The organism is Stenotrophomonas sp. CCNWLW57, from assembly GCF_037203925.1.
In the GTDB taxonomy this organism is placed as follows: domain Bacteria; phylum Pseudomonadota; class Gammaproteobacteria; order Xanthomonadales; family Xanthomonadaceae; genus Stenotrophomonas; species Stenotrophomonas rhizophila_A.
In genome coordinates this window covers 563,962-590,839 of record NZ_JBBCBJ010000001.1, presented here as the reverse complement: position 1 = coordinate 590,839, position 26,878 = coordinate 563,962, and the positions used below count along the sequence as shown (strand labels likewise).

General features: G+C 66.2%; 27 protein-coding genes and 1 tRNA gene. 17 read left to right on the top strand and 11 right to left on the bottom strand.

All coding sequences use genetic code 11. The features are described from left to right. Positions 1 to 57 precede the first annotated feature (57 nt). The 4 genes from fmt to V9K91_RS02615 are packed head-to-tail and all read left to right on the top strand — an operon-like array spanning position 58 to position 5,435. Positions 58 to 981 carry a methionyl-tRNA formyltransferase gene (gene fmt / locus V9K91_RS02630; RefSeq protein WP_095363042.1) on the top strand — a complete coding sequence of 308 codons (924 nt, stop codon included), beginning with the start codon at positions 58 to 60 and terminating at the stop codon, positions 979 to 981. A gap of 1 nt (position 982) precedes the next feature. Then, positions 983 to 2,323 (top strand): 16S rRNA (cytosine(967)-C(5))-methyltransferase RsmB, encoded by a 1,341-nt coding sequence (gene rsmB, locus V9K91_RS02625; protein ID WP_336442632.1) that lies wholly within the window; start codon positions 983 to 985, stop codon positions 2,321 to 2,323. A gap of 24 nt (positions 2,324 to 2,347) precedes the next feature. Beyond that, a complete protein-coding gene (locus V9K91_RS02620; protein WP_336442631.1) occupies positions 2,348 to 4,072 on the top strand; it encodes a glycosyltransferase family 39 protein in 1,725 nt (574 codons plus the stop codon). A gap of 10 nt (positions 4,073 to 4,082) precedes the next feature. Further along, positions 4,083 to 5,435, top strand: a complete 1,353-nt coding sequence (locus V9K91_RS02615; RefSeq protein ID WP_336442630.1) for an O-antigen ligase family protein — start codon at positions 4,083 to 4,085, stop codon at positions 5,433 to 5,435. 9 nt (positions 5,436 to 5,444) lie between these two features. On the opposite strand, the gene V9K91_RS02610 is transcribed toward V9K91_RS02615, so the two are convergent. Next, positions 5,445 to 6,572 carry a glycosyltransferase gene (locus V9K91_RS02610; RefSeq protein WP_249833178.1) on the bottom strand — a complete coding sequence of 376 codons (1,128 nt, stop codon included), beginning with the start codon at positions 6,570 to 6,572 and terminating at the stop codon, positions 5,445 to 5,447. A gap of 44 nt (positions 6,573 to 6,616) precedes the next feature. Further along, on the bottom strand, positions 6,617 to 7,438 hold the full coding sequence (locus V9K91_RS02605; RefSeq protein WP_068854164.1) for a glycosyltransferase family 2 protein: 822 nt from the start codon (positions 7,436 to 7,438) through the stop codon (positions 6,617 to 6,619). On the opposite strand from V9K91_RS02605, the gene V9K91_RS02600 reads away from it, so the two are divergent. Next, positions 7,437 to 8,495 carry a CDP-glycerol glycerophosphotransferase family protein gene (locus tag V9K91_RS02600; RefSeq protein WP_336442793.1) on the top strand — a complete coding sequence of 353 codons (1,059 nt, stop codon included), beginning with the start codon at positions 7,437 to 7,439 and terminating at the stop codon, positions 8,493 to 8,495. The two genes, V9K91_RS02605 and V9K91_RS02600, sit on opposite strands and share 2 nt — an antisense overlap. 3 nt (positions 8,496 to 8,498) lie before the next feature. Here the strand turns inward: V9K91_RS02600 and V9K91_RS02595 are convergent, their stop codons facing one another. The 4 genes from V9K91_RS02595 to V9K91_RS02580 form a co-directional block, all read right to left on the bottom strand. Then, the gene (locus tag V9K91_RS02595) at positions 8,499 to 10,028 is read right to left on the bottom strand and encodes a PH domain-containing protein (RefSeq protein ID WP_336442629.1); all 1,530 of its coding nucleotides are present in this window, start codon (positions 10,026 to 10,028) and stop codon (positions 8,499 to 8,501) included. Next, positions 10,025 to 10,546 carry a PH domain-containing protein gene (locus V9K91_RS02590; protein ID WP_245356735.1) on the bottom strand — a complete coding sequence of 174 codons (522 nt, stop codon included), beginning with the start codon at positions 10,544 to 10,546 and terminating at the stop codon, positions 10,025 to 10,027. Before V9K91_RS02590 ends, V9K91_RS02595 begins: the two co-directional genes overlap by 4 nt. Positions 10,547 to 10,633: 87 nt before the next feature. Next, positions 10,634 to 11,770, bottom strand: a complete 1,137-nt coding sequence (gene ribA / locus V9K91_RS02585) for a GTP cyclohydrolase II RibA (protein WP_095363037.1) — start codon at positions 11,768 to 11,770, stop codon at positions 10,634 to 10,636. 65 nt (positions 11,771 to 11,835) lie between these two features. Beyond that, positions 11,836 to 12,753 carry a lauroyl acyltransferase gene (locus V9K91_RS02580; protein ID WP_093534724.1) on the bottom strand — a complete coding sequence of 306 codons (918 nt, stop codon included), beginning with the start codon at positions 12,751 to 12,753 and terminating at the stop codon, positions 11,836 to 11,838. Between the two features lie 73 nt (positions 12,754 to 12,826). Between V9K91_RS02580 and dtd the strand changes: the two genes are divergently transcribed. The 7 genes from dtd to V9K91_RS02545 all read left to right on the top strand — a co-directional run bounded on the left by dtd (position 12,827) and on the right by V9K91_RS02545 (position 18,498). Continuing rightward, the gene (gene dtd / locus V9K91_RS02575; RefSeq protein ID WP_068854158.1) at positions 12,827 to 13,267 is read left to right on the top strand and encodes a D-aminoacyl-tRNA deacylase; all 441 of its coding nucleotides are present in this window, start codon (positions 12,827 to 12,829) and stop codon (positions 13,265 to 13,267) included. Between the two features lie 89 nt (positions 13,268 to 13,356). Then, a complete protein-coding gene (gene rpoD / locus V9K91_RS02570) occupies positions 13,357 to 15,207 on the top strand; it encodes an RNA polymerase sigma factor RpoD (protein ID WP_068854157.1) in 1,851 nt (616 codons plus the stop codon). Positions 15,208 to 15,595: 388 nt separating this feature from the next. Further along, a tRNA-Ile gene (locus tag V9K91_RS02565) sits at positions 15,596 to 15,671 on the top strand. A 54-nt stretch (positions 15,672 to 15,725) separates the two neighbouring features. Further along, the gene (locus V9K91_RS02560) at positions 15,726 to 16,478 is read left to right on the top strand and encodes a HipA family kinase (RefSeq protein WP_249833174.1); all 753 of its coding nucleotides are present in this window, start codon (positions 15,726 to 15,728) and stop codon (positions 16,476 to 16,478) included. Further along, on the top strand, positions 16,463 to 17,314 hold the full coding sequence (locus V9K91_RS02555) for a DUF3037 domain-containing protein (RefSeq protein ID WP_093534722.1): 852 nt from the start codon (positions 16,463 to 16,465) through the stop codon (positions 17,312 to 17,314). Before V9K91_RS02560 ends, V9K91_RS02555 begins: the two co-directional genes overlap by 16 nt. 242 nt (positions 17,315 to 17,556) lie before the next feature. Next, positions 17,557 to 18,036, top strand: a complete 480-nt coding sequence (locus V9K91_RS02550; RefSeq protein WP_176472595.1) for a hypothetical protein — start codon at positions 17,557 to 17,559, stop codon at positions 18,034 to 18,036. 192 nt (positions 18,037 to 18,228) lie between these two features. Beyond that, positions 18,229 to 18,498 (top strand): DUF333 domain-containing protein, encoded by a 270-nt coding sequence (locus V9K91_RS02545; protein ID WP_095363109.1) that lies wholly within the window; start codon positions 18,229 to 18,231, stop codon positions 18,496 to 18,498. Between the two features lie 191 nt (positions 18,499 to 18,689). Here the strand turns inward: V9K91_RS02545 and V9K91_RS02540 are convergent, their stop codons facing one another. The 3 genes from V9K91_RS02540 to V9K91_RS02530 all read right to left on the bottom strand — a co-directional run bounded on the left by V9K91_RS02540 (position 18,690) and on the right by V9K91_RS02530 (position 20,710). Beyond that, entirely contained in the window at positions 18,690 to 19,469 is a 780-nt protein-coding gene (locus V9K91_RS02540) for an alpha/beta hydrolase (RefSeq protein ID WP_336442628.1), read from the bottom strand. A gap of 132 nt (positions 19,470 to 19,601) precedes the next feature. Then, complete coding sequence (locus V9K91_RS02535; protein WP_336442627.1) at positions 19,602 to 20,384, bottom strand: SDR family oxidoreductase; 783 nt, start codon at positions 20,382 to 20,384, stop codon at positions 19,602 to 19,604. Continuing rightward, positions 20,381 to 20,710 (bottom strand): nuclear transport factor 2 family protein, encoded by a 330-nt coding sequence (locus V9K91_RS02530; protein WP_336442626.1) that lies wholly within the window; start codon positions 20,708 to 20,710, stop codon positions 20,381 to 20,383. Before V9K91_RS02530 ends, V9K91_RS02535 begins: the two co-directional genes overlap by 4 nt. A 101-nt stretch (positions 20,711 to 20,811) precedes the next feature. On the opposite strand from V9K91_RS02530, the gene V9K91_RS02525 reads away from it, so the two are divergent. After that, positions 20,812 to 21,756 (top strand): LysR family transcriptional regulator, encoded by a 945-nt coding sequence (locus V9K91_RS02525; RefSeq protein ID WP_336442625.1) that lies wholly within the window; start codon positions 20,812 to 20,814, stop codon positions 21,754 to 21,756. Beyond that, positions 21,753 to 22,718: a hypothetical protein gene (locus V9K91_RS02520; protein ID WP_336442624.1), complete on the top strand. Its 966-nt coding sequence runs from the start codon at positions 21,753 to 21,755 to the stop codon at positions 22,716 to 22,718. The genes V9K91_RS02525 and V9K91_RS02520 overlap by 4 nt, the downstream gene beginning before the upstream one ends. A gap of 174 nt (positions 22,719 to 22,892) precedes the next feature. Here the strand turns inward: V9K91_RS02520 and V9K91_RS02515 are convergent, their stop codons facing one another. Together V9K91_RS02515 and V9K91_RS02510 are read right to left on the bottom strand one after the other, a co-directional pair. Continuing rightward, positions 22,893 to 23,846: an alpha/beta hydrolase gene (locus V9K91_RS02515; RefSeq protein WP_095363029.1), complete on the bottom strand. Its 954-nt coding sequence runs from the start codon at positions 23,844 to 23,846 to the stop codon at positions 22,893 to 22,895. A gap of 118 nt (positions 23,847 to 23,964) precedes the next feature. Next, complete coding sequence (locus tag V9K91_RS02510; RefSeq protein ID WP_336442623.1) at positions 23,965 to 24,885, bottom strand: MBL fold metallo-hydrolase; 921 nt, start codon at positions 24,883 to 24,885, stop codon at positions 23,965 to 23,967. Between the two features lie 173 nt (positions 24,886 to 25,058). On the opposite strand from V9K91_RS02510, the gene V9K91_RS02505 reads away from it, so the two are divergent. The 3 genes from V9K91_RS02505 to V9K91_RS02495 all read left to right on the top strand — a co-directional run bounded on the left by V9K91_RS02505 (position 25,059) and on the right by V9K91_RS02495 (position 26,848). Further along, positions 25,059 to 25,829: an oxygenase MpaB family protein gene (locus V9K91_RS02505; RefSeq protein ID WP_095363027.1), complete on the top strand. Its 771-nt coding sequence runs from the start codon at positions 25,059 to 25,061 to the stop codon at positions 25,827 to 25,829. Between the two features lie 445 nt (positions 25,830 to 26,274). Beyond that, entirely contained in the window at positions 26,275 to 26,595 is a 321-nt protein-coding gene (locus tag V9K91_RS02500; RefSeq protein WP_306987461.1) for a BrnT family toxin, read from the top strand. Beyond that, the gene (locus V9K91_RS02495) at positions 26,588 to 26,848 is read left to right on the top strand and encodes a BrnA antitoxin family protein (RefSeq protein WP_217977531.1); all 261 of its coding nucleotides are present in this window, start codon (positions 26,588 to 26,590) and stop codon (positions 26,846 to 26,848) included. The genes V9K91_RS02500 and V9K91_RS02495 overlap by 8 nt, the downstream gene beginning before the upstream one ends. Positions 26,849 to 26,878: the final 30 nt, after the last annotated feature.

Here is a 26,878-nt window from a genome sequence, read left to right as displayed (position 1 = left end):
ACCGGTTGTTCGGCGCCGTGCCCCGGCGCCGTTTTTCTTTCTGCAAGTGGGAACGCCATGAAGATCGTCTTTGCCGGAACGCCTGAGTTCGCCGTCGCCTCGCTGCGCGCCGCCGCGCGCCACCAGGAGGTGGTGGGCGTGTACACCCAGCCGGACCGCCCGGCCGGCCGTGGCCGCGGGCTGATGCCCTCGCCGGTGAAGCTGGAAGCGATCGCCCGCGGCATCCCGGTGTTCCAGCCCGAATCGCTCAAGAGCGAACAGGCCCAGCAGCAGCTGCGCGACCTGCAGCCGGACCTGATGGTGGTGGTGGCCTACGGGCTGATCCTGCCCAAGGCGGTGCTGGCCATCCCGACCTACGGCTGCTGGAACGTGCATGCCTCGCTGCTGCCACGCTGGCGCGGCGCCGCGCCGATCCAGCGCGCCATCCAGGCCGGCGATGCCGACACCGGTGTGTGCCTGATGCAGATGGAAGCCGGGCTGGACACCGGCCCGGTGCTGCTGCGCCAGCACACCCCGATCCAGGCCGGTGAACTGGGCGGCTCGCTGCACGACCGCTTGGCCGAACTTGGCGCGCAGGTGCTGTCCGACGGCCTGGGCCTGCTGCGCGCCGGCCTCAAGCCGATCGCCCAGCCGCAGCCGGAACAAGGGGTGACCTACGCGCACAAGCTGGACAAGGCCGAAGCGCGGCTGGACTGGTCGCAGGATGCGCAGGTGCTGGAGCGCACCGTGCGCGCCTTCAACCCGTGGCCGATTGCCGAAGCCCAGCTGGCTGGCGAGCGCGTGCGCATCCATGGCGCGGTGGCGCTGGCCGACAACCAGGGCAAGGCCCCGGGCACGCTGCTGGCGGCCGGCCGCGACGGCATCGATATCGCCTGTGGCCAGGGTGCGCTGCGCCTGCGCGTGCTGCAGCGCGAGGGTGGCAAGGCGATCACCGCAGCCGACTACCTCAATGCCCGCCGCGACCTGGCCGTGGGCACCTGAGATGGCCCAGCCCCGCCAGAACAAACCGTCCCCCGCGCTGTCCGGCCTGGCCCCGGGCGTACCCACCCGCGTGCTCGCCGCCCGCGTGCTGGCCCAGGTGATCGGCCGTGGGCGCTCGCTCAAGGCCGAACTGGCCACCGCGCTGCCTACGCTGGACGACAGCCGCGACCGCGCCCTGCTCGAAGCGCTGTGCTTTGCCGTGCTGCGCCGGCGCACCGCCTATGACGCCGCCCTGGCGAAATGGATGCAGCGCCCGCTCAGCGTGCGCGAGGACGAACTGCGCGCGCTGCTGCTGGTCGGCTTTGCCCAGCTCGATGCGCTCGACCTGCCGGCGCATGCCGCACTTTCGGCCACGGTCGACGCCGCCCGCGCGCTGGGCAAGGAGCGCCAGGCCGGGATGGTCAATGCATTGCTGCGCCGCGCCCAGCGCGATGGCATTCCAGCGCTGCCGGCGCGCGAGGCCTTCCCGCAGTGGATGGCCGAACAGATCGAACAGGACTGGCCCGACCAGGCCGAGGACGTTTTTGCCGCCAGCCTGCAGCCGGCGCCGTTGTGGCTGCGGGTCAACCGCCAGCACGGCAGCCGCGATGTGATGCTGGAGCGGCTGCAAGCGGCCGGCATCGCCGCCGAGGCCAGCGCGCTGGGCAGCGATGCGATCCGCCTGCCGGTACCGGTGGCCGTCTCCGCGTTGCCAGGCTTCAGCGATGGCGCGTTGTCGGTGCAGGACCTGTCGGCCCAGCAGGTGGCGGATGCGCTGGCCGTGCCCAAGGGCGCGCGCGTGCTTGACGCCTGCGCCGCGCCGGGCGGCAAGTCCGCGCACCTGCTCGAGCGCGACCCCAGCCTGCGCCTGCTGGCGCTGGATATCGATGCGCGCCGGCTCAAGCGCATCAGTGAGACCTTTGCGCGCACCGGCGTGGGCGAACACGCCCAGGTGCGTGCGGCCGATGCCACCGACCCGGCCAGCTGGTGGGACGGGCAGCCCTTCGACGTGATCCTGCTCGATGCGCCGTGCTCGGCCACCGGCATCATCCGCCGCCAGCCGGACGTGCTGCTGCACCGCCGCGCTACCGATATTCCGGCGCTGGTGGCGTTGCAGGCGCGCCTGCTCGATGCCTGCTTCGGCATGCTCGCCCCGGGCGGCACCCTGTTGTATGCGACATGCTCGATCCTGCGCGAGGAAAACCAGTTCCAGGTCGAGGCCTTCCTGCAGCGCACCCGCGGCGCGGGGTTCCTGCCACTGGGTGACGCTTACGGCCATGACTCCTGGGCCGGGCGCCAGCGCCTGCCCGGGGAACAGGGTGCTGACGGCTTCTTCTATGCACGTCTGCTAAAGAAAGGGTAACCCTGCACCGTTAGAATCGCGCCCATGCTGAAAACACGCGAATCCCGGGAATTCTGGTTGCTTGCGCTGATGGCCCTGCTGGTACTGGGGGCAGGGCTTGGCATGCGCGATCCCTGGCCATCGGACGAACCCCGCTTCGCGCTGGTGGCCAAGCAGATGGTGCTCAGCGGTGACTGGCTGTTCCCGCACCGTGGCACTGAGCTTTACTCGGACAAGCCGCCGATGCTGATGTGGCTGCAGGCCACGCTCTATACCGCGCTGCGCGACTGGCGGGTGGCGTTCCTGCTGCCCACCCTGCTGGCGTCGCTGGGCACGCTGGCCTGCGTGTATGACCTGGGTCGCCGGCTGTGGACCCGCAAGGTGGGCCTGTACGCCGCTTGGGCGCTGCTGTTCGCGGTGCACTTCACCTTCCAGGCGAAAAAGGCCCAGATCGATCCCCTCGTGGTGTTCTTCATCACCCTGGCCAACTACGGCCTCCTGCGCCACCTGCTGTGCGGGCCGGCCTGGCGCTGGTGGTGGCTGGGCTGGTTCGCCGCCGGGCTGGGGGTGATCACCAAGGGCGTGGGCGTGCTGGCGCTGTTCATGCTGGTACCGGCGCTGGCCGCCGTCGCCATGGGCTGGCCGCGCGTCCGGCTCGACCTGCGCAACTGGCAATTCTGGGTAGGGCCGGTGGCCTTCCTGGCCGCCATTGCGCTGTGGCTGGTGCCGATGGTGCTGGCGGCCACCGCCAGCGGCTCGGCCGAATACCGTGCGTACATGAACGACATCCTGTTCCGGCAGACCGCCAAGCGTTACGCGCAGTCCTGGGACCACCACCAGCCGTGGTGGTATTTCCTGGCCACCATGCCGTCCATGTGGGTCCCGGCGTTCCTGCTGGTGCCGTGGGCGATTCCCGCCTGGTGGCGACGCCTGCGCCGGCGCGACCCGCGCTACCTGCTGCTGCTGGGCTGGTGGCTGCTGATCGTGCTGTTCTTCTCCATTCCGCACGGCAAGCGCGACGTCTACATCCTGCCGGCGCTGCCGATGTTCTGCCTGGCGCTGGCACCGCTGCTGCCGGGCCTGCTGCGGCGGCGCGACGTGCAATGGGTGCTGGGCGGCTTCGCGCTCCTGCTTACCGTCGCGCTGCTGGGGATCGGCGTGGCCATGCTCGGCGGTGAGCCCAGCTTCGAGCGCAAGCTCATCCTTGAGCGGGGCATCGACACCTCGGTGACCGCCGCGCTGGGCTGGGTCGGCATCGCACTGGGGAGCTGGGGCGTGGTCAGCCTGGTGTTCAGCGGTGCGCGTCGTTTCCACCTGGCGGTGGTGTCGATCCTGGCCATGGCATGGGTGGCCTACGGGCTGGTGGGCTACCCGCTGTTCAACGATTCAAGTTCGGCGCGCGGATTGATGTACCAGGTGGGCCAGCGCATCGGCCCGGATGCCGAGCTGGGCCTGGTGGGCTGGAAGGAACAGAACCTGCTCATGTCCGACCGGCCGGTGCGCACCTTCGGCTTCAAGCGGCGCTGGTACCTGCAGCTGCAGGACGGCCGGGCATGGCAGGCTCAGGCGCCCGAGCGGCGCTGGCTGCTCGTGCAGCAGGCCGCACTGCTCGCCTGCGTGGACCGGGCCCAGGCCGAGCGCGTAGGGGTGGCCAATCGGCGGGGCTGGTGGCTGGTACCGGCGCGTGCGTTCGCAGGGCCCTGCCAGCCCAGTGCCGTGGACCTGGCGCGGATACGCCGCGAGCAGGGCAAGGAAGAGGGCGAGGACTGACCCTGCGCTCATGGATCATTCCCGACCGATCAGCGACAATGCCGCCCGCTCCGCCCGAGTCGCATTGAACGTGAACAACGCGCTTCCCCGTACCGCCGGCGTCCACCCTGTCCTGGCCTGGGTGTTCACGATCGCGCTTGGCCTGTCGCCGGTACTGCTGATGTCCACGATGGACGGCGGCAGCGCGGGCTATTACGGGCTGGTGCTGCTCAGCTTCATCGTGCTGGCCTGGGTGCGTCGCCCTGCGGTCGGCACCGTCTGGTGCGACAATCGCCGCGAGTACCTGTGGATGGTGGCAGGCATGGGCGTGATGCTGCTGGGCGTGCTGACCAGCCTTGCCGTGCATGGCATCTGGAAGGGATCGGAAACCGAAAAGGCGGTGCGTTTCCTCACCGTGGGCCTGATTCTCGCCGCCGCGTTGCGCGTGCCACGCCCTGTGCTGGTCCATGCCGCGTTCGGCCTGCTGGCCGGCATCTGGTATGCCGTGATCAACGTGGCCTGGCTGGTGCTGAGTACCGGTGCGCGCCCTGCGACCCGCCAGTTCAACGCCGTCACATACGGCGACCTGACCCTGTTGTTCTCGGTGATTGCCTTCCTGTTGCTGGGCCTGCGCATCACCCGCTTCCGCCGCACCGAATTCGCACTCAAGCTGGTCAGCGGCATCGCCGGTATCGGGGCCTTCCTGGCCACGCAGACCCGTGGCGGCCTGCTGGCCATTCCGTTCTTCCTGTTCATCGCTCTGCTGGTGCAGGGTCGCCGCATGAACCGCTTCAAGGTCCTGTCCGCTGCGCTGCTGCTGGGCCTGGCCGGCATCATCGTGGCCAGCGATGCCTCGATGCGTGAGCGCATCCACCTTGGCGTGAGCGAGTTCGACCAGTGCCAGGTGGCGCACCTCTCCGATACCTCGGTATGCATCCGCCTGCAGCTGTGGAGCGCGGCCGGCCATATGATCCGCAGCGAGCCGCTGTTCGGCGTGGGCGGCGGCGACCGCTTCCGCGAGGAGCTGGCGCAGCTGGCCGACGCCAAGCAGGTCACCCCGACGGTGGCGCGCGACTTCGGCGAAACCCACAACGACCTGCTGTACTTCCTGGCCACCTACGGCGTGCTGGGCGGGTTGGGCCTGGTGCTGCTCTACATCGCGCCGGGCTGGGTGTTCGCCAGGCGCCTGCGGTTGGGTGTGACCGACCGGCCCACCCGCCTGTTCGCCGGTGCGGGCCTGATGATCTGCGTGGGCTTTGCGGTGTTCGGCCTGACCGAAATGATGTTCCGCGACATGCGCACCGCCTCGTTCTACGCCACCTGGATCGCCTTCTTCCTGGCCCTGTCCGACCCCCTGCGCCTGCGCACCCCAACCGACGTGTAGAGCCGACTGTTAGTCGGCTGCCCCACCCAACACCGCCACATAACAAGCTTCAGTCAACGCACTGAACGTCTCCAACCCGAACGCTTCCACCGCATGCGCGCGCGCGGCCTGGCCGACGGCCGGCAATGTCTGCCGCAGCTCATACAGCGCCACCACCTGCGCGGCGATGGCGGCCACGTTCCGCACCGGCACGATCCAGCCGTTGTGCCCATGCGTGATGTTCTCAGGCAAACCCGCGTAATCACTGACCATCACCGGCTTGCCCATCGCCATCATTTCGCGGCAGGCAAACGAGATGGTTTCCACGTCGTAGGACAGCACGAAGCCCGCATCGCCGCTGGCCACGAACGGGCGGATGTCTTCCAGCAGCCCGGCAAAATGCACCTGCCCGGTTACGCCAAGCTGTTCCACTTCCGCCACCAGTTGCGGGTCGGGCTCGCGTCCGGCCACGGCCATGTGCACCTTGCCGCGCAGCGGTTCGGGCAGGGTGGCGATGGCGCGGGCCAGGTCGATCCAGCCCTTGTGGCCATCGGTGCCGGCGTTGCTCACCAGCACCAGCGCATCCGGGTCGAGGGTCCAGCGCGCGCGCAGGGCCGCGCCATCGGCGGGCGCAACCGGCGAAAAGCGCTGCAGGTCCACCCCATTGCGCACCACGTCGATCGGGCAGCGCCGGTACGGGCTGTCCAGCAGCATCTGCCGGGTGTGTTCGGACACGGCGATCACCCGGTCGGTGCCCCAGCGTGCACGCACGGCATTGCCGAAGGTGTTGCTGGATTTGCTGTTGTGCTTGGTGAACACCAGCTTGGGCCGCTTCGGCAACCCCGCCACCGCCTCCATCACCACGCGGTGATCGCGCGCGCCGTTGGCGTGCACGATATCGATGGCGTGCTCGCGGATCAGCCCGCGCAGCGTGCGCAGGTCAGCCCATTGCCGCCCCAGCGTGGCCAGGCCGCTGCTGAAGGCGATCTCCACCGGCTCGGCGATGCGCTCCTGGCGCACTACCCGCAGCACCCGGCTGCCGGCGGGTGCGGCCATGAACAGCTGATGGCGCGGCGACAGTGCGCGCGCCAGCGACGCCAGGTAGGTGGTGTGCCCACCGCCATCACCGGCGTGGAAGTTGGTGTAGAGGATCTTCATGGGGGCCTTCGGTAATACGCCCCCAAAGTCTGACATACCCGTGTTCAGGGAGTGTCGCCAACGTCCCGTGGCGGATCGCTGACCGGCTGCCCGTGCTGCAGCATCCACAGCATGATGGTCTTCTGCCGCACGTAGTTGGCGCGCACGTAGGCATACACCAGGCCATGCCAGCCATCGCGGAAACCGCCGCGCAGCAGCAACCCCCGCCAGAACCGCCACGCCGGGGCCAGCACCAGCTTGGCCAGCGTGGCGCGCTTGCCGCGCGCGAACTCGTGCTCGGCCATCATCCGCGCATAGCGCTGGGTCTTGGCCAGCTGCTGTTCCAGTGAGCGGTAGGGGTAGTGGATGAGGTCGCCGCGCAGGGTGCCCACGCTGCCATCGACACTGGCTGCTTCGTGGATCTCGCGCTTGCCGCGCCAGCCGCCGTGGCGGCGGTCGAACAGCCGCAGCACCCGGTCCGGGTAGGCATTGCCATGGCGCAGGAACTTGCCGAAGTACTCGGAAAGCCGGGCAAAGCGATAGCCATGGTGGCCGGTGAAGCCCACCGCCTGGGCGGCGAGGATCGCTGCGCGCAGGTCGTCGCTGATGCGTTCGTCGGCATCCAGGCACAGCACCCAGTCGTGCGTGGCCTGCGCCACGCAGAATGCCTTCTGGCTGCGGAAGCCGTCGAACGGGCGTTGCAGCACCCGCGCCCCGGCGGCCGTGGCGATGGCCACCGTGGCATCGGTGGAGTACGAGTCCACCACGATGACCTCATCGCAGAAGGCCAGCGAGGCCAGGCAGTCGCCGATGCGGTCGGCTTCATTGAACGCGATAATGCAGGCCGAGATGCGAGGCCGTTCAACGGGAGCGGTCGTGGAGGACATGATGGCCGAGTACCTGCTGTTTGCGACGGAACGCTATGCGTTGCCTATTCTCGCCCCGTTGGCCCAGGCGTTGCACGCCTCCGGTCAACCGGTGTCGGCGTGGTTTGCCGACGGAGCGGCCGGGGCCAGCCTGCCAGGCGTGCCCAACGTTGGCCTGCAGCAGGCGCTGGCGCTGCGCCCGCGCGCGGTGTTCAGCGCGGCCAACTGGGTGCCGCCGTTCATTGCCGGGGCCAAGGTGCAGGTCTTCCATGGCTTCAACGTGCAGAAACGCGACAGTGCCCGTGGCCACTTCCGCGTGCGGGGGCTGTTCGACCTGTACTGCACCCAGGGCCCGGCCACCACCACCCCGTTCCGCGAGCTGGCCGCACGTGAGGGCCACTTCGCGGTAGCCGAGACCGGCTGGCCGAAGCTCGACCCGCTGTTCCTGGACGACGGCGGCGCCAGCGCGGCGCTGCGCGCGCCCGCGCAGGGGCGGCCGGTGATCCTGTTCGGCTCCACCTTCACCGAGCGCCTCAGTGCGGCCCCGCACCTCTACGAGCAGATCGCCGGGGACATCGCGCGGGGCGGCCACTACTGGCTGCTGACCCTGCACCCCAAGTGCCCGCCGGAGTTGTTCGCGCGCTACCGCGCACTGGCCGGCGCCAACGCCGCTTTCATCGAACCGGAACAGGTGATGGCCGCGCAGCGCGCCGCCGATGTGCTGGTGTCGGACACCTCCTCGATCGTCTCCGAGTTCGTGGTGCAGCACAAACCGGTGGTGACCTTCCGCAACCGCGTCCCGCAGCCGCACATGATCGATTTCGACGATCCGGCCCAGCTGCCGGCGATGCTGGCACGCGCGCTGCACCCGGAACCGGCGTTGATGGCAGAGATCCGCCGCTACGCCGACGACATCCACCCATGGCGCGACGGCCGCTCCAGCGAGCGCGTTATCGCCGCCACCGAGGATTTCCTTGCAGGCGAGTTGGGCACCCTGAAGCGCAAGCCGTTCGGCGCGTGGACACGCGGCCTGCAGATCCGCAGGGACCTGGGCTATTGGGGCCCCTCCAAGCGGTAACGGTTACCGATACGGGCGGCGCTTCACGAACGCAGCATTGAGCTGCTCGAACATCGCCCGCGCCTCGGCCTCCGGAAGATACCGCAGGCACAACGCGATGCTGCCGTTTGCCCCCGCCGTATCCAGCCATACGCTGGACGTGCCCAGCCACCGGTCCAGCGGCGAGCGGCCCAGCCGCAGCGCCTGCAGCTTGTCCAGCTCGGCAAACCGCCACCAGCGCTGCCACCAGCCACCACGCACGGCCACGTAACGCGCATCCAGGTGCCAGCCCATGTGCGCCATGGTGCGATGTGCGCGCAGCGCCGACCACGGCAGCCACGCCAGCACCAGCGCGCCCCACGGCCCCACTTCCCACACCGCACCGGCAGCCAGCAGCGGCACGATCACCAGGGCCGGCAGGCACAACCGCCACCAGCCGCGCAGCGGCACGGGGCGCCACTGCGCCGGTGGCCACTGCAGCTGCGGCAGAAGATGCTGCACCAGCGTGTTGCAGGCCTCGGGCGTAGCCAGCGGCGCCAGTTCGCGCAGGTCGCGGCGTTCGCCATCGGTGGATACACCGGCGGCGATATCGATGCGCAGGTGGCGGCGATCGAACCCGCGCTGCAGCGCGGTTTCGCGCAGCGTCCAGGCCTGGATCCGCCGGCGCGCCACACTGGTGCGCATACGCGTGAGCAGGCCGCTGGCCACGGTGAGGCGGCGCTCGTGTTCGGTCAGCCGGAAGCCGTGATAGCGCAGCAGCGCCACCGCCACGGAGAACACCCGCAGCAGTGCCCAGAAGCCGATCACCATTACCAGTGCCGCCACTACCCAGACCCAGGTGGCCGGGTGCAGGGAGCTGGCATAGCCGAACGCCTGGCGGCCACCGTGTTCAATGGCGTCGTCGACCGCGCCGCGCGGGAACAGCTGGTACGACGCACCGATAGCGGCCAGCACCACCACCCAGCCGCGATTGGACAACAGCCCGACGCGCACCACATCGGCGGTACCCAGCTGCAGCAGGACATCTTCGGCCGGGACGTCGGTGGTTTGCACCGCCGTCGTATCCCCGCTGGCCACCTGCTGCTGCCCGCGCTGGCGCACCAGCTGCTCCAGCGCCAGCGCCTGGTCCAGCTTGAGCACGCGCATTTCCGCCTCCGGCCGGTTCCCGCCGGCCGATTCCAGGCGCAGTTCGGCCACGCCGAACAGTCGGTGCAACGGATTCTGGTGGACCACCACGTTGTGGATGCGTGCGAAGGGAATCTCGCGCCGGTTGCGTGAAATCACGCCGCTGCGCACGCTGATCGCATCGCGGCCGATCCGGTAATGGAAGGTGAGGTACTGCAGGATGGAAACGGCCACCAGCACCACGATCACCACCAGCGCGGCCAGGTTCGACCACATCTCCTCCTGGTCACTGTCGCCGCGGCCACCGAACACCACCAGCGCTACCAGCGGCAGCAGGAACTGGCGCAGCTGCATCAGCAGCACGAACAGCCACGACCATGGATGCAGGCGCTGGTCGGGGGCGCCGTCGTCAGCCAGGGGCGTGCTCACAGGGCGTCGTCATCCTGGTCCAGCTGGCGCCCCAGCGTATCGCGCAGGTGCTCGGCATCGGCCTGGTCCAGCCCGGCCAGCGACACCGCACTGAAACGGCTGCCGGCGGTATGCACCACCAGGGTGGACAGCCGCGCGGTGCGTTCGATCGGGCCACGGCGCAGGTCCAGGTGCTGCACGCGCGACAGCGGCACCCGGGTCTCCAGCTGCCACATCAGGTCACGGCGCACGCCCAGCCCCTGCGCATCCAGCCGCCACCACGTGCGGCGCTGCCGGCGGAAGCCGAAGACGCCGCCGATCAGCGCGCCGGGAAGCAGCATGGCCGGTCCCGCGATCCAGCGCATCGGCAGGTCGAAGACCACCCACAGCGTGCCGAGCACGCCCCCGATGAAGATTGCACCGGTGATGGCGCCGGCCACGCCGGCGATGGTGGCCGCGCGCAGCGGCAGCGGCTGCCACGTGCCCTGGTCGGGCAGGGGGGGCGGGGACGGCAACGGGGCAGGGGACGGGTCGGACAAGGCAGGCGCTCGGCAGGAGGAAACATGCCGGGCGTCCACATCAGGTCGGCTGCGCCCGTCGCGCAGACGGTAGCAGGTTGGCGCGGGCTATTGCGCGGCCTGGATCAGCGCGTCCACATCCAGCAGGTGGCCGGCGCGTTCGGCCTTGGTGCGCAGGTAGTGCTCGTTCTCGGCGGTGATGTCGCCGGTCACCGGCACACAGTCCACCACCTCGATCCCGGCATGGCGCAGGCGCTGGGCCTTGGTCGGGTTGTTGCTGAGCAGCTGCACGCGCTGTACGCCCAGGCCCTGCAGCATCGCCACCGCGCTCCCATAGCGGCGCTCGTCGGCGCCGAAGCCCAGCTGTGCATCGGCATCTATCGTGTCCAGCCCATCGTGCTGGTAGCCGTAGGCGCGCATCTTGGCGGCGATGCCGGTGCCGCGGCCTTCCTGGTCCAGGTACAGCAGCACGCCACCGCCCAGTTCCTTGAGCTTGCGCAGCCCGCGCCGCAGCTGGTCGCCGCAGTCGCACTTGAGCGAGCCGAACAGATCGCCGGTCAGGCACGAGGAATGCACGCGCACCGGTACCACGCCGCCAAGATCGGGGTTGCCCACGATGATCGCCACCTGGTCGCGCTGGGCCACGCCGCCGCGGAACACCGCAAATTCGGTCATGCCCACTTCGCGCAGCGGCACCGGCGAGCGCGCTACCAGCTCATAGGCGTGGGCGGCCTGCTCGGCGCCCTGGGCCAGGTCGCACAGCGATACCTGCGCGCAGCTGTCGAAGCGGGCATCGCCCGGGGCCAGCAGTACCCCGACCATGGCAGGCAGCAGCAGGCCCAGCCGGGCGATTTCCACCGCGCCCTCATCCAGGGCCTGCCCGGCGGTCCAGCCGGCCGGCATCGGCTCGGCATCGCGCAGGTAGCTCAGCGAGGGCAGTGCATCGAAGTCGACTCCGGCCAGCGGGACGCGTGCGCCGTCTTCGGCGGCCACCCCCAGCACCCGCGCGCGGGTGGCGGTCAGGAACAGGTAGTGCTGCCCGGCGGCCACCCCGGCAAAGGCGGTGTAGCTGCTGCGGGTACTGCTGTCCAAGGCGATGAAGGCCAGGCGCTGGCCGTGGCCGTCATCGATCACCACCGGGCGGCCGGCACGCAGTTCGGCCACGGCGCGCTCGCAGCGGATCGCGGCCGGATCGCCGAACGGGGAAGAAGCAACTGGGGACATGGCAGGGGCCGTGGGGGACATCGTGGTTTCACAGTGGGGTCGGAAGGCGCCGATTCAATCGTGGCCAATGCGACGCAGCGTCGCGCTCAGTGCGGATGTCGGTCGGTGGCGTACGGGTCCACTTCGTCGCTGTGCGGCGGGCGCAGCGTGTAACGCTTGTAGGTCCACTGGTACTGGGCCGGATCGCGGCGGGCAATCGCCTCGATGCCGGCATTGAGCGCACTGGCGGCCGTGCGCGGGTCAGGATCGGCCACGGCGGCGTCAGCCGGCGTGATGTGCAGGGCGAACTGCATGCCCGGCCCGGTGCGTTCGCACCAGCCGTACAGCACCGTGGCCCCGGTGCGCTCGGCCAGCCGGTTGACCAGGGTCATGGTCAGCGCTTCCACCCCGAAGAACGGGGCGAACACGCCATCGCCGGCCTTGGGTTGCTGGTCCGGCAGGATGCCGGTGGCGCCGCCGTCCTTGAGCACCTTGAACAGCTGGCGCACCGCCGGCCCTTCGGCCCGGACCTGCTGCACGTTGCTGCCGCCCCGGACCAGCTGCAGGAATTCATCGCCCACCGCTTCATCCGGCGCCTTGTAGACGATGGCGATCGGCCCGCGCGAGGCCAGCCACTGGTTGAGCAGCTCCCAGTTGCCGTAGTGCGGGGCGGCCACGATCACGCCCTTGCCGCTGGCCAGGGCCGCGTCGTACAGCGCCTCGCCATGGCGTTCGGTCAGCAGGGCCAGGTTCCTGTCGCGCGGACGGGTCCACAGGCGCAGGGTTTCCACTGCCTGCAGCGCGGTCGAGCGCAGCACCGCCTTGTGCAGGGCGTCGCGGTCCTCGGCCGAAAGCTCAGGGTAGGCCAGCTCCAGGTTGCGCCGGGTCACCCGGCTCTCGCGGGCGTTCAGGGCGATCCATAGCCCGGCCAGGCCATGGGCAAAGCCGCGCAGCCAGGACCAGGGCAGGCGGGTGAACAAAGCGGCGGCGCGGTAGGCCAGGCGGGCAGTGGTTTGCGGTTTCATCGGGGCAAAGTCTAGCCGGTGCAGGCGCTCAACCCCTAAGGTAGGCCGCTTGTTCATCCTGGAAAGCCCCACCATGCTCGTCCTCATCCAGCGCGTTACCCAGGCAAGCGTCAGCGTGGACCACGCCGTAGTCGGCCAGATCGGCCCGGGCCTGCTGGCCCTGGTGGGCATGGAGCCGGGCGATACCGAGGCCCAGATCCGGCGGATGGCCGATCGCTTGCTTGGTTACCGTGTGTTTGCAGATGAGAGCGGGAAAATGAACCGATCCCTGGGGGAGACAGGGGGCGGCCTGCTGCTGGTGAGCCAGTTCACCCTCGCGGCAGACACAGCCAGCGGGATGCGCCCGGGCTTCAGTACCGCCGCGCCGCCTGACGAGGCTGAACGTGGATTCAACAGATTGGTGGAGATCTGTCGCCAAAAGCACGTTTCAGGGGTGGAAACCGGTCAGTTTGGCGCCCATATGGTTGTCAGCCTGATCAACGATGGTCCGGTGACCTTCCTGCTCAGACCCTGACCCCGGGACCACCGCCCGGGCCCGAGGGGCGCTGGGCTGGTATAATGCTAGGTTCTATTCCCTATCCCTGCCGGTGGCGCGAGCACTACATGGCCAACGAACGTCCTGCCCAGCAAAACGACATCAAGCTTCTGATCAGCAAGGGCCTGGAACAGGGCTACCTGACCTACGCCGAAGTCAATGACCACCTGCCCGACGACATTGTCGACCCGGAGCAGATCGAAGACATCATCGGCATGATCAACGGCATGGGCATTGATGTCCATGAAGTTGCGCCCGATGCCGAAACCCTGCTGCTCAACGACGGCAACACCGGTAACCGCGAAGTCGATGACACCGCGGCCGAAGAAGCTGCCGCCGCACTGAGCGCACTCGACACCGAAGGTGGCCGCACCACCGACCCGGTGCGCATGTACATGCGCGAAATGGGTACCGTGGAGCTGCTGACCCGCGAAGGCGAAATCGCCATCGCCAAGCGCATCGAAGAAGGCCTGGGCCAGGTCCAGGCTGCACTCGGCACCTTCCCGGTGTCGGTGGAATCGCTGCTGGCCGATTACGAAGCGCACAAGGAAGGCAAGAAGCGCCTGGCCGAAGTGATCGTCGGCTTCAACGACCTCGTGGAAGAAGTCCCGGCCCCGGTCGTGGCTGAAGACACCAGCGACGACGCCGATGCGGACGCCGACGAAGACGAAGAAGACGGCGACGACGTCGAAGAAGAAGCCGGCCCGACCGGTCCGGACCCGGAAGAAGTCGCCCGCCGCATGGCCGAGCTGGCTGCTGCCTACGCTGCCTTCAAGAAGGCGGCGACCAAGGCCGACCGCAAGCCGCTGACCAAGCTGCGCGACGACATGGCCGCCGTGTTCGTCACCCTGAAGCTGCCGTTGCCGCTGACCGACGTGCTGGTCAAGCAGCTGCGCGACGTGATGGCCGACATCAAGGGCCACGAGCGCCGCGTGCTGAACCTGGCCACGGTCACCGCCCGCATGCCGCGCAAGGACTTCATCCGTTCCTGGGAAGGCAACCAGACCAACCTGGAATGGGTGGAAGACGCACTCAAGCGCAAGCAGAAGTGGTCCTCGGCCCTGCGTGACGTCAAGGACCAGATCATTGCCGAACAGCAGGCCACCATCGACATCGAGAAGAACACCTCGCTGGAGCTGGAAGAGCTGAAGGAAATCAGCCGGGCCATGGCCTACGGCGAAGCCAAGGCGCGCAAGGCCAAGAAGGAAATGGTCGAAGCCAACCTGCGCCTGGTGATCTCCATCGCCAAGAAGTACACCAACCGCGGCCTGCAGTTCCTCGACCTGATCCAGGAAGGCAACATCGGCCTGATGAAGGCCGTGGACAAGTTCGAATACCGCCGCGGCTACAAGTTCTCCACGTATGCGACCTGGTGGATCCGCCAGGCCATCACCCGTTCGATCGCCGACCAGGCGCGCACCATCCGTATTCCGGTGCACATGATCGAAACGATCAACAAGTTGAACCGCATTTCCCGCCAGATGCTCCAGCAGTACGGCCGCGAGGCCACGCCGGAGGAGCTGGCCAAGGAAATGGACATGCCGGAAGACAAGATCCGCAAGGTGATGAAGATCGCCAAGGAGCCGATCTCGATGGAAACCCCGATCGGCGACGACGAGGATTCCCATCTGGGCGACTTCATCGAGGACACCAACGTGGAGTCCCCGATCGAGAACACCACCAACATCAACCTGTCGGAAACCGTGCGTGACGTGCTGGCTGGCCTCACCCCGAGGGAAGCCAAGGTGCTGCGCATGCGCTTCGGCATCGACATGAACACCGACCACACCCTCGAGGAAGTGGGCAAGCAGTTCGACGTCACCCGCGAGCGCATCCGCCAGATCGAAGCCAAGGCGCTGCGCAAGCTGCGCCACCCGAGCCGCTCCGAGCAGCTGCGCAGCTTCCTGGACATCGATTGATTGCCAGGCAGTCGCGTAAATGAAAAAACCCCGCTTCGGCGGGGTTTTTTCATGGGTTGCCGCCAGCGACGGACGGATCGGGCTCCGCCGCATCGCGCCGGACGCTGGCACACATGATGCTGGGGGCGGGTAGGGTCGGTTCCCAAACGACCGCCGACCTCGCCAATCGGTACGGTAACGCATGGCCCCAACCGAAGATCGCTCTTGCCCACCCCGGCGCCTTGCCGCGCTGATCAGGCCAGTGGCGCCATGTAGCACTGGCTACCTCAAGCGTGACACGGGCCCGAACGCCCGCGAAAGGCACTGGAGTGGGGCATAGCACGCCCTGCTTCAGCCCGTCCCCAGTAGCAACCCCCGCTTCGCCTCCACTACACTGTGCAGCCGCGAAGGGCCTATAGCTCAACGGTTAGAGCAGAGGACTCATAATCCTTTGGTTCCAGGTTCGAATCCTGGTGGGCCCACCACATCCGAGCGCTGATAGCGATGTTGACCAGGTATTGGCCGGGTAAGCTGCCGCAATGATCAGACCCCTCACCGTAGTTGAGATCCAGGGCCGAAGTGAGCAGGGCATGACGCGCCCGTTTCACTGCCGCTGCGATGACGGCAACCTTTACTTCGTCAAAGGGCGCGCGGCAAGCCAGCGCAGCCTGATCTGCGAATGGCTTGGCGGCAATCTCGCTAAAGCTTTCGGTCTGCCGATTCCGGAATTCACGATCGCACAGGCAGCCCCCGAGCTTCTGGAACTGCACCCGGAAGGCCGAGACCTGGGGTCTATGCCTCTGTTTGCCTCGCGGAAGGTAGAACACGTGCAGGAGTTCAGCATTTCCCACTTGCATCAGGTGGATGACTGTCTGCAGCGCGATGTGCTGGCTTTCGACTGGTGGATCAACAATGGAGACCGCACCCTTACGGCCTACAGCGGGAACCCCAATTTGCTGTGGAGTACCGAGGCGCGCAAGCTGGTCGTCATTGATCAGAACTTAGCCTTCGATCCGGACTTTGACCCTGCTACGTTCAGTGTGACCCATGTCTTTGCAGGCCAGATAGATCTTTTGAATCAAGATCTTATAGAACCTCAGCGTCTACGCGAACTGTGCGGTCGGGCGCTGGCGGTTTGGGCCGATGCCTGCAAGAATGTCCCTCAAGAGTGGCAGTTCGTGGATGAAGAGCAGACCGTACCCACCAATTTCGATCCAGATGCTGTTCTTGCCCTGTTGAATAGATACTCCCATGAGGACTTCTGGAGGATGACTCCATGGCTCCGAGCCTGATGAATCCTGTTCCCTGCCAGTACGCAATCATTCGCTTTCTGCCTTACGCGGAAACGGGCGAGTTTGCCAATGTCGGCGTGGTGCTGGCCTGTCCGGCGACGGGCTACTTTGACTTCCGCCTGGTTCCCACCCGAAAAACCGGGCGCATCCGCGGCTTCTTTGAGCAGTTGGATCTGAAGATATATCGCGACGCTCTGACCTACATGGGGGAGGAGCTTGAGCGCCTCCGCGCACTGGCTGCCAATGTCGCCATAGGCAATAAGGAAGCTGTGCGCCAACTGTTCATCGGATTGGTGCATCCACGTGAGACTTTGCTGCGATTCGGTGAAACTCGGGTCGTGATGGCAGAGGACCCTGATGCAATGCTCGGCCAGTTGTTCGCCAGGATGGTTGAGCGTGATTTCGCAAACAAGGATTATCACGACAAGTTGGTCGAGCGAGGCGTTCGCGAGCTGCTGCGCAAAGCGAACCTTCGGATGTATTTCAACGAAGCAGTGATCGGCAACGAAGATCTGCACCTGAACGTCCCGTTTGCTCACAAGCGTGGCGAGAATGTGCACCTTGCGATCAAGCCCCTCGACCTCGCAAAGGATGAAGCCAGCAGAGTCTTCGATACCGGTGGTCGTCTTGTCGACCGCATCCAGCGTCTCAAGAAGCACAATCTTTTGCCGCCCGATATGCTGGTTGCTGTCCAGCGGCCCGACGGTAATGACCAGCGCATCTTGGGAGCCATCGATGAGATCGAAGGTGATCTGAGAAAGGCGGGTGTAGAGGTGGAGCGTGCGGACAACATTCGCGCCATTACCGCGTTTGCTAAGGCGGCTGCCCTTCACTGATCGCGTCGACCAGTGCGTCGCAAAAGACCATCGACTACGGAATGCAGAGCACGCTTCCAGCCTGCCGTTGATGCGCCGCGCACAGTTTGAGGCGCAGCGCGTTGACTCGGCTGTCTCCCAGCGTCAGCATGGCATCGTCACCGCAAAATCGGTGACCGGGATTTGCAGCCCGAAGAGCAAGGCGCATCAGCGCCCAGCCCGTTGCAGGGCGCTGGATCTCAACTCAACTGAGGAATCCCGCCATGTCATCCGAAAATCTCACCGCGCCCACGCGCACATCCGTTGACTTCACCCACTACTTCGGCCAAATCGCCGATACGCTGGAGTGGGGGAGCTCCACCTGGCTTACGTTCGAAGAACATCTGACTGCCAACGACACGCCGTTCGAGGCGCTTACGCTCAGCGATGTCATTGGTGCCATTCACTCTACCCGCAGCGCACACCCTCACGCACCGGGCACCTTGGTCAACCGGTTGATCGGCGTGGACGATGTATCCAGGACGGATCTGTTCCGGGTCATCCGCGAGCTGCTGCGCATCTATGATCTGCGTATCGTCGAACTGCTGGCACTCATCGACATCCTGGAGCACTGCCCGGGAACCGTGGAAGACCTGACCATCAGGAACCTGCTGGCGTTGATCTCCGTTGTGGATGTCTACAACTCGCCGCTTACGCCTGCGGCTGTTACGGAGGCCACCAAGGCGGCTGCGGCGGTGCACTAGGGCCTTGCAGGTGTCCGTGCCTGCCCAGGGGGGGCGCGGATGATGGAAATGCGGCCCGCGCATGTTGTTGTCGCGGGCTGGGTGGAGAGTCGCCGGACCAACGGTCCGGCGCTACCGGTGTTGCTGCTACAGAACGTTCACAACTCCGGTTCCACACTGCCTGAGCCAATAGGGCAGTACTGGAGATGGCTCATGCGTCGCATCAATGTTGCCGTGCTCGCTGCTGCCATCGCGGTCGCCGGAGCAGCGGGGTGTTCCCAGCAGAATCAGGAGGCGCGCGAGAATGGCGTTCCTGTTGGCATGGCCAACCCGGCGTCCGAGTACTGCGTGAAACGCGGTGGCAAGGTCATGATCGAGAAGGACCGGGATGGCAATGAGCGGGGCATCTGCCACTTGCCGGACGGCAAACGGATCGACGAGTGGGAACTGTTCCGGCGGGACGGCGGGCAGAAGCAGCGCTAACGCCGGTCCAATCCGAATTTTCAATCAAGTTGGCTTAAACGATAGGTGCGACGTATCAACGACCTATAAAGTCTTACTAAGTTTTATAGCAACTTGATAGCAAGGCCATGCGGGCGCATCAGCATCGCAGGCAAACGCCGGACCAACGGTCCGGCGCACCCGGTACCTCGCGACCGTTGACCGCAAGCGCCCTACTTGTACTTCTTGCCGACCTCTTTGGCCGCACGATCAATCGTATCGGCCACCACCTTGGGCTGGGTCATGAAGACGGCATGGCTCGCAGGCACTTTGGTGATCTGCGCGTTGATGCGTTCGGCCATGTGGATCAGCATCGCCTGATCAAACGCCTTGTCTTCAGTGGCGATCACCGCCCAGCTCGGCTTGGTGTGCCAGGCCGCATGCGTCACTTTAGTGCCAAACGCCGACATGTTGATCGGCACCTGCGAATCGCGCAGGAATGCCGCGTCCGCATCGGTGGTGTCATGCGCAAAGCCTGCCTTGAACTTGTCGGGCTTGATGAAGCCAAAACCGTCGCTTCCTGTTTCGATCACGAACTCAGGCGTGGGCGCAAAACCGGTGTACAGCTGCGCCGTAGTCTCGCCCGCATCCGGCGCCAGCGCCGAGACGTAGACCAGCCCGGCAACGTTGTCGTGCACACCCGCTTCGGTAATCACGGTGCCGCCCCACGAATGCCCGACCAGGATGGCCGGCCCATCCTGACGATCCAGCACGCGCTGGGTGGCCTTCACGTCGTCAGCGAGCGAGGTCAGCGGGTTCTGCACGATCGACACGTGGTAGCCACGCGCGGTCAGGTCGTCGTACACCCCGCGCCAGCCGCTGCCATCGGCGAAGGCGCCATGCACCAGCACGACGTTGTGCACCGGTTGGTCGCGAACGGCGTCGCTGGCCTGGGCGGGGGAGAGGGCGGCCGCCAGGGCGACCGCGAACACTGCAGGGATGAGCTTGAACATGGACGACTCCTCGGGACGGTGGGATTGCGGCGCTGGCCGGCAGGGCTACTTTGCCGGCCACACGCGCACGATCGGTCGCATAAAGTCCTGATAACTTGATCCGGCGTCCAAATCGCCCCGGACCTGCGTCCCTCACACCGTAGGCACCGTCCCGCCGTCGATGGTGTACTCTGTGCCCGAAATCGAAGCCGCACGCGGCGAGACCAGGAACGCGATGAGGTCGGCCACTTCGCGCGGCTGCGCCGGTCGCCCCAGTGGGATGCCGCCCAGGCCGTCCATGACCCGTTTCCTGCCGCCTTCGTAATCGGTCTGTGCTTCGGCCGCGATACGTTCGACGAAGGCGACGGAAGCTTCGGTTTCAATCCAGCCCGGCGCGACCCGCACCACCCGCACGCCCTTCGGCGTGACTTCCTTGGACAGTGCCTTGCTGTAGGTGGACAAGGCGGCCTTCGCGGCGGCATAGGCGGTGGTCGCCTCGGGCAGCGGCAGGGTGCGCTGGATCGAGGTGACGTGCAGGATCACGCCGGATCCCTGCGCGATCATCGCCGGCAGCAGTGCACGATCCAGCCGCACGGAAGACATCAAATTGAGGTCCAGCGCGTTGGCCCATTCGGCATCGTCCAGCGCGGCGAACCCGCCGGCAGGTGCCGATGAGCCGCCCACCGCGTTGATCAGCACGTCGATGCCGCCGAGGTGATGCAGCGTTGCCTCGCCGGCCTGGCGGGCGCCTTCAGCGCTGGCGAGATCTGCTTCCATGTAATGCACACCCTCGATGGGCGCGTGCGGCAAGGTACGCGCTGTTGCCACGACGCGTGCGCCCAGCCCCGCCAGCAGCTCGACCACCGCCGCGCCCAGCCCGCGGGTGCCGCCGGTCACCAGCACGCGCTTCCCGGTCAGTTCCAGATCGAAGTTCATGCCCCGATCTCCAGCCGGGCGATCTTTCCGCGCTCCAGGGTGAAGGCGTAGCGCAGGTCCAGCGGGCTGCCGGGGAAATTGCCGGCCACAGTGCTGGTGACCAGGTAGCTGCGGCCATGCTGCTCCAACGCGTGCGGCGTGGCGGTGTAGCTGTAGCGGGCGGAGGCATCGGTCTTCCACGCCGCGATCGCCGCAGGCCCGGCATGGGTACGGCCCTCGTCCTGCACCACCCCATCGCGGGTGAAGCAGCGGGCCACGGCCGCGGCGCCCTGGCTGTCGGCATGGAAGTAGGCGGCTATCGGCTCGGGCAGGTTCAGGTCTTTCATGGCAGTGCTCCAGTGGGTTCGAGGTGGAGCAAGCGTGAGCCGATCTGGAGGGTAAGAGAATCGCCTATGATCGGATCAGACCATGTAGGGAACAGTGCACAATGCGCGGCGCTGAATTCGCGGAACTGAAGGCCTTCGTGGCGGTGGTGGATCGCACCAGCTTTGCCCGGGCGGCCGATCACCTGGGCCTGTCCAGGTCTGCCCTGAGCCAGGTCATCCGCCAGCTCGAATCCCGCCTGGGCGTTCGCCTGTTGAACCGGACCACCCGCAGCGTGTCGCCCACCGAAGCCGGGCGCCGGCTGCATGAGCGCATAGCGCCGATGCTGCGCGACATGGACCAGGCCGTGGCAGAAGCGGTCGGTGCGAACGCGCGCGCGGCGGGCACGCTGCGCATCAATACGCTGAGCATGGCGGCGAAGAAGGTGATTGCCCCGCGCCTGGGCCGGTTTGCGCAGGCGCATCCGGAGGTGGTGCTGGACATCGTGATCGACGATGGCTTGGCCGATATCGCCGGAGAGGGTTTCGACGCCGGGATCCGGGTGGGTGGACGCCTGCAGAAGGATATGGTGGCGGTACGGCTCACGCCGGACATCGAACTGCTGGCGGTGGCGTCGCCCGACTACCTCGCCAGGTCTGGTGAGCCCAGGACACCGGATGACCTCGGCAACCACGCCTGCATCAACTGGCGTTTCCCGGGCAGCGGAAAAGTGGCGGGATGGGAATTCATCAAGCGGGGCAGGCGCGCCGAGTACGTCGGCGAGGGCCCGCTGATCTCCAACCACCAGGACATCGTGGTGCCCGCTGCCCTGCAGGGGCTGGGTATCCTGTACGCCTACAATGACGACGGCATCGCCGAGGCCCTGCGCGATGGACGGCTGCGGCGCGTGCTGGCCGACTGGTCGCCCACGGTGCCGGGCCTGTATCTTTACTATTCCAGCAGGCGCTACCTGCGTCCTGCGCTGCGCGCCTTCATCGATTGCCTGCTCGACCGCGACCTTGGCGGTGACGATCATGCCTCGCCTTCCCAGCCCCCCGGAGTTCCATGAGCGCAAGCATCAGCGCGTTGTCGCGCATGGCCATCCTTCTCGTTGCCGCGCCGCTGATCCTGGGAGCGTGCGGAAGGACCAGCCGCGAGACCGTGTTATCCGCCGATCCGCTGAAGGTCGTGGCGGTGACGCAGAGCACGCTGGACATCAATGTCAGCGAATACCGGAAGTACACCCGCTATGACCTGTACGTGGATGGCGAGAAGCTGTCCGACGCTGGATTCGCAGCGTTGCTGCAGGACCCGGACGCACTGAAGGATACGGTCGTGCACAGCGACGTGGTCGTGCTGGATGCATCCTCCATCCTGCTGGCATCGCACAACGACACCGGTGCGCGCTGCTGGATGACGCGGCTTTCTGCCAGTGGCGGTGAGGTGCATCTTCAGAAGATCATGAAAAGCAGCATCGACTGCGCGCCCGACCCGGCGCCGCCGGGATGGTCGGCGTTTTACGATGAGGGCAGCAATCTGCTGTTGGTCCGCCACACGCCCTTCCATGTCTACCCTATCGCAGGGTACTGGTACGTGCTCTGGATCCAGGGCGATGTCGTCGCGGTGTACCAGAAGGACCGAGAGCAGGAGCGCCTGGTCGTAAGGCTGGTACGCATTTCTTCCCAGCAGACGCTGGCCGAGCAGATATTGCCGATGGACACCTATGCCGAACCCGACCTGGTGAATGCGTCACCGCAACTACGGCAGCAGTGGCTGATGGATAACTTCGCCGTGGCTACGGCGCCTGCCGCGTCGCTGCAGCTGCGCGCAGACAACCGCCTCGAAACCCTATCGCCGGAGACATGGGCCGAGTACAAGGAGATTGATCGCCTCAACCGCGAGGAGGATGCGCGCGATCAAGCCGCCGCCGCAGCCCGCGAGCGGGCGTTTTACGAGGAAGTGCTGAAGGAAGAAGCGGCGAGGCAGAAGCCTCCAGTGAACGCAACATCCGGATTGCCTACTCGGCGCTGAGCCTGGTGCATGCCAGGCAGCGCAAGGTATCGCCTTGATTTCTGTCGGTCACTCTGGGAAGAGCGCGCAAGCATCGCCATAAGCGCTTACCCTGCGTTTGCGTAGGCAAAAAGAAGGCGCCGGAGCTTCATCCGGCGCCTCGCGCAACACGGCGGCCATTGGCCGAACGCGACATTACTTCTGCTGCAGGAACGCCAGCAGGTCCTGGTTGACCTTGTCCTTGTGGGTCTCGGTCAGCCCGTGCGGCGCGCCCGGGTACACGATCAGCTTGGCGCCTTTGATCTGCTTGGCCGACATGCGGCCGCCGACATCGATCGGCACGACCTGGTCGTCGTCGCCGTGGATGATCAGCGTCGGGACGTTGAACCGCTTCAGGTCCTCGCGGAAGTCGGTGGCCGAGAACGCGGCGACCGAGTCGTAGGTGTTCTTGATTCCGCCCAGCATGCCCTGCGCCCGCCAGGAGTCGATCAGCGCCTGGCTGGGCTTGGCGCCGGGACGGTTGTAGCCATAGAACGGACCGCTTGCCACGTCGCTGAACAACTGCGCGCGGTTTTCAAGCTGGCCCTTGCGCAGGCCGTCAAAGACCTCGACCGGTACGCCGCCGGGGTTGTCGGCGGTCTTGAGCATGAAGGGCGGCACCGCGCTGATCAATACGGCTTTTTTGACCCGGCCGGTGCCATGTCGGCCGATGTAACGCGCCACTTCGCCGCCACCGGTCGAAAAGCCGACCACCGTGATGTCTTTCAGGTCGAGCGTGTTGATCACCGTGGCCAGGTCGTCGGCGTAGTGGTCCATGTCGTTGCCTTCCCACGGCTGGCTTGAGCGGCCATGGCCGCGGCGATCATGCGCGACCACGCGGTAGCCGTGGTTGGCCAGGAACATCATCTGTGCATCCCAGCTGTCCGAATCCAGCGGCCAGCCGTGGCTGAAGGTCACCACCGGGCCATCCTTCGGGCCCCAGTCCTTGTAATACAGCTGCACGCCATCGGCCGTGGTGATGGTGCTGGGGGTGTGGGCAATGGCGGTGACAGCGGCGGGGTTCACCGGTGCAGCGGCCTGCGCGGCGGTACCGGCCTGGACAGCAATGGCCAAGGCGGTGGTGGCCAGGGTTCGGGTAAGCGTGTTCATCGGGTGGTCTCCTGCAGAGGGAAGGGGATGCGACAGGCGCTACATTGGACCCCTCGGCTGGACTAGAGATGGCTGAAAGTCCCTGAAATTTGACCGAGAGTACAAAGCGTCAACGAACTCAGAAGTCCCAGAACACCGGCACCCAGCGGTAGACGTCGCCATCGGCCGAGACGCGGCCGACCGACGGGAACGGCAGGTGGGTGGCCACCAGCATCTCGCCGGTACCGGCCAGCTCGTTGAGCAGGGTGATGCGCACCTGCGCGGCGCCTTCTGGATCGTGTTCGAACCCGTTGTGCCAGTTCGGCTGCTCGAAGCCCACTGCGAAGATGGCGTCACCAGCAAAGGTCAGGGCCTCGCCATTCGAGTTCAGGCGCACCACGCTGTGGCCGGGCGTGTGGCCGCCGGTGCGGTGCGCGGTGACGCCCGGCGCAATCTCGTGCACCTCGTCAAAGGTGCGCACATAGCTGCCGTACTCGGCCAGGAAGTGGGTAGCGGTGGCGCGCAGCGCATCCGGGAAGCCCGGCGGCATGTTGGTGCGGCTGAAGTCGGGCGCCTTCCAGAAGTCCACTTCGGCGGCGGCCACGTGGATGCGCAGCTCCGGGTGCAGTTGTTCCTTTACGCCATCCACCAGCAGGCCACCGATGTGGTCCATGTGCAGGTGGGTGATCACCACGTCGGTGATCTCGTTAAGGTTGATACCTGAAGCGCCCAGGCGGCGGATCAGCTGGCCGGCGCGCGGCAGGTTCAGGTCGGGGTCCATGCCCAGGCCGGCGTCGATCAGGATGTTGCGGTCCCCGCTGCGCACCACCATCACGTTCAACGCCCAGTCCAGCGCATCCGGCGGCAGGTACATCTCTTTGAACCACGGCGCGCGCTCGGCGGCGGAGACGTTGTGGCCGAGCATCTGGGTGGGCAACGGCAGCACGCCATCGCTGACCACCAGCACGTCGATATCGCCCACCTTGAGCGCGTACCGTGAGGGAACCAGTTCGTCGAGCGCGGGCGGGGGCGGGGCTACGGTGTTTTCCAGGGTGAACATGAGGAAATCTCCTTGGCGGGATCCACGGCAGGGGCGCCGTGCGGAATCAGCCTAGGGAAGGGCGCGCGCGGCCAGTAGATCCGCGCAGGGGCTCACACTGTTGCCGATCACGCAGCAATGCCGGCGCGTTACGGGTGACGGCGAACCCACACGCGTGTGTCTAGACTGGGCCCATGCCCAATCCCCCACCTGTCCGCCTGGCCGATATCAACATCGAGTCCTACATCTTCTTCGGTGCAGGCGCGGCGGTCGCGTGGCAGCTTGCCGACCCCGGCGTGGGGCGCGGCGTGGCCCGCCACAGTCAGACATTGAGACGGCCGTTCTCAAGGCTGCGGGCCACCATGAGCTACATCTACGCGGTGTCGCTGGGTACGGACGAGGACCGGGCCACCATCGCCCGCCATGTCAATCGCGCGCATGTGCCCGTGCAGGGCGAGGGCTACAGCGCATTCGATCGCGACCTGCAGTTGTGGGTCGCGGCAACGCTCTACCGCGGCGGGCTGGAGATGTACGAACTGTTCGTTGGCCCGGTGCCCGAAAGCAGCCGCGAACCGTTGTATCAAGAGGCGTGGGCCTTCGGTCGCACGCTGCAGGTGGCAGACGAGCAGTGGCCGCCCACGGCCGATGCCTTCGATGCGTGGTGGGAGAGCCGTCAGCTGGAGCTGCGCGTGGACGAGGAAGTGCGCGCCTATCTGCATGCCGTGCTGGAAAACGGAGCCCCGTGGTACCTGCGCCCAGCGCTGCCGCTGCAGGCGTTCGTGACGCGGGCGATGTTGCCACCGCACCTGAGACAGATGTTCGCATTGCCATGGACGCCGGCAGACGAGAAGCGCTGGCAGCGCTTTCGTCGTTGGGCACCGCGTCTGTATTGGCTGCAGCCGCGCTGGCTTCGGCATCTGCCGGCGCGGTACTTCCTGCGAAAGCTCAGGCAGCTTGGGAAATGAGCGAATCCTGAAAGCCGCTTGCCTCCCATGGCGGTTCAATGCTTCTTCGCCGTGTGTGGCGAGAAACCCCGAATGCAGTCGTTGGCAACGGGTTATGGCTGTATGAAGCAGAGAGGATGCGTTGCGGACGCGGGTTCGATTCCCGCCAGCTCCACCACATGTGCACCAGCCTTGGTGCCCAGCTGAAGGGGCTGCACTGGTTTCGACGTGGCGAGCAGTCAATGTGGACAGCCCGAGAGGCGACCGACGTAATCGGCGCAAAAACTGTAATCGCCAATGCTGATTACTACGATCAGAACGAACAGGACACCCTGCTCGCAGCCTGATTCACGCAAGCGCACGTGATTACCGAACGCGCAACCACCCCGCCAGCAACGGCGGGGTGGCTTTCTTTGTTCCTAGGCTGAGCGCAGTTGACGCTGCCTCGAGAAGCCTACCTCCAGACTTGCGCTCGGTAATTATTGTGCATACAATAAATGCGCCATCCATCACTTACGATGCCGCGAAAAGCAATCGAAATATCGAGGAGCGCGGCCTGTCCTTCGAGTTGGTACGGGCATTCGATTTCGAGACGGCGCTGTTCGTTGTCGATGACAGACAGGACTACGGAGAGATTCGCTATCTCGGGTTTGGATGGGTGGGTGAGCGCCTACATGCGTTGGTCTTTACCAGAACGTGCGACGGGATTCGAGTCATCAGCTTCCGCAAAGCCAACCAGCGAGAGGTCAGACGCTATGAACAAGCACAGAAACGCCGAAATGCCTGACTCCGAAAATCCGGAGTGGTCGGATGCTGACTTCAAGCGCGCAGTGACGTTGGATGACCTGCCGGAGCCGTTGCAAAAATCGTTGCGTGGCCGCCCCAAGGCCATGGAGACCAAAGAGCGGATAACGATCCGGCTCTCAGCGGAGGTACTCGAAGCATTCCGGGGAACTGGCGCGGGCTGGCAGACCAGGATCGACGCAGTGCTGAAAGACTGGGTGATTGCGCATAAAGGCAGCGGTGGCGCAAAGGCGTAGTACGTCTGAACATGGGGTGCCTGTGCTGGC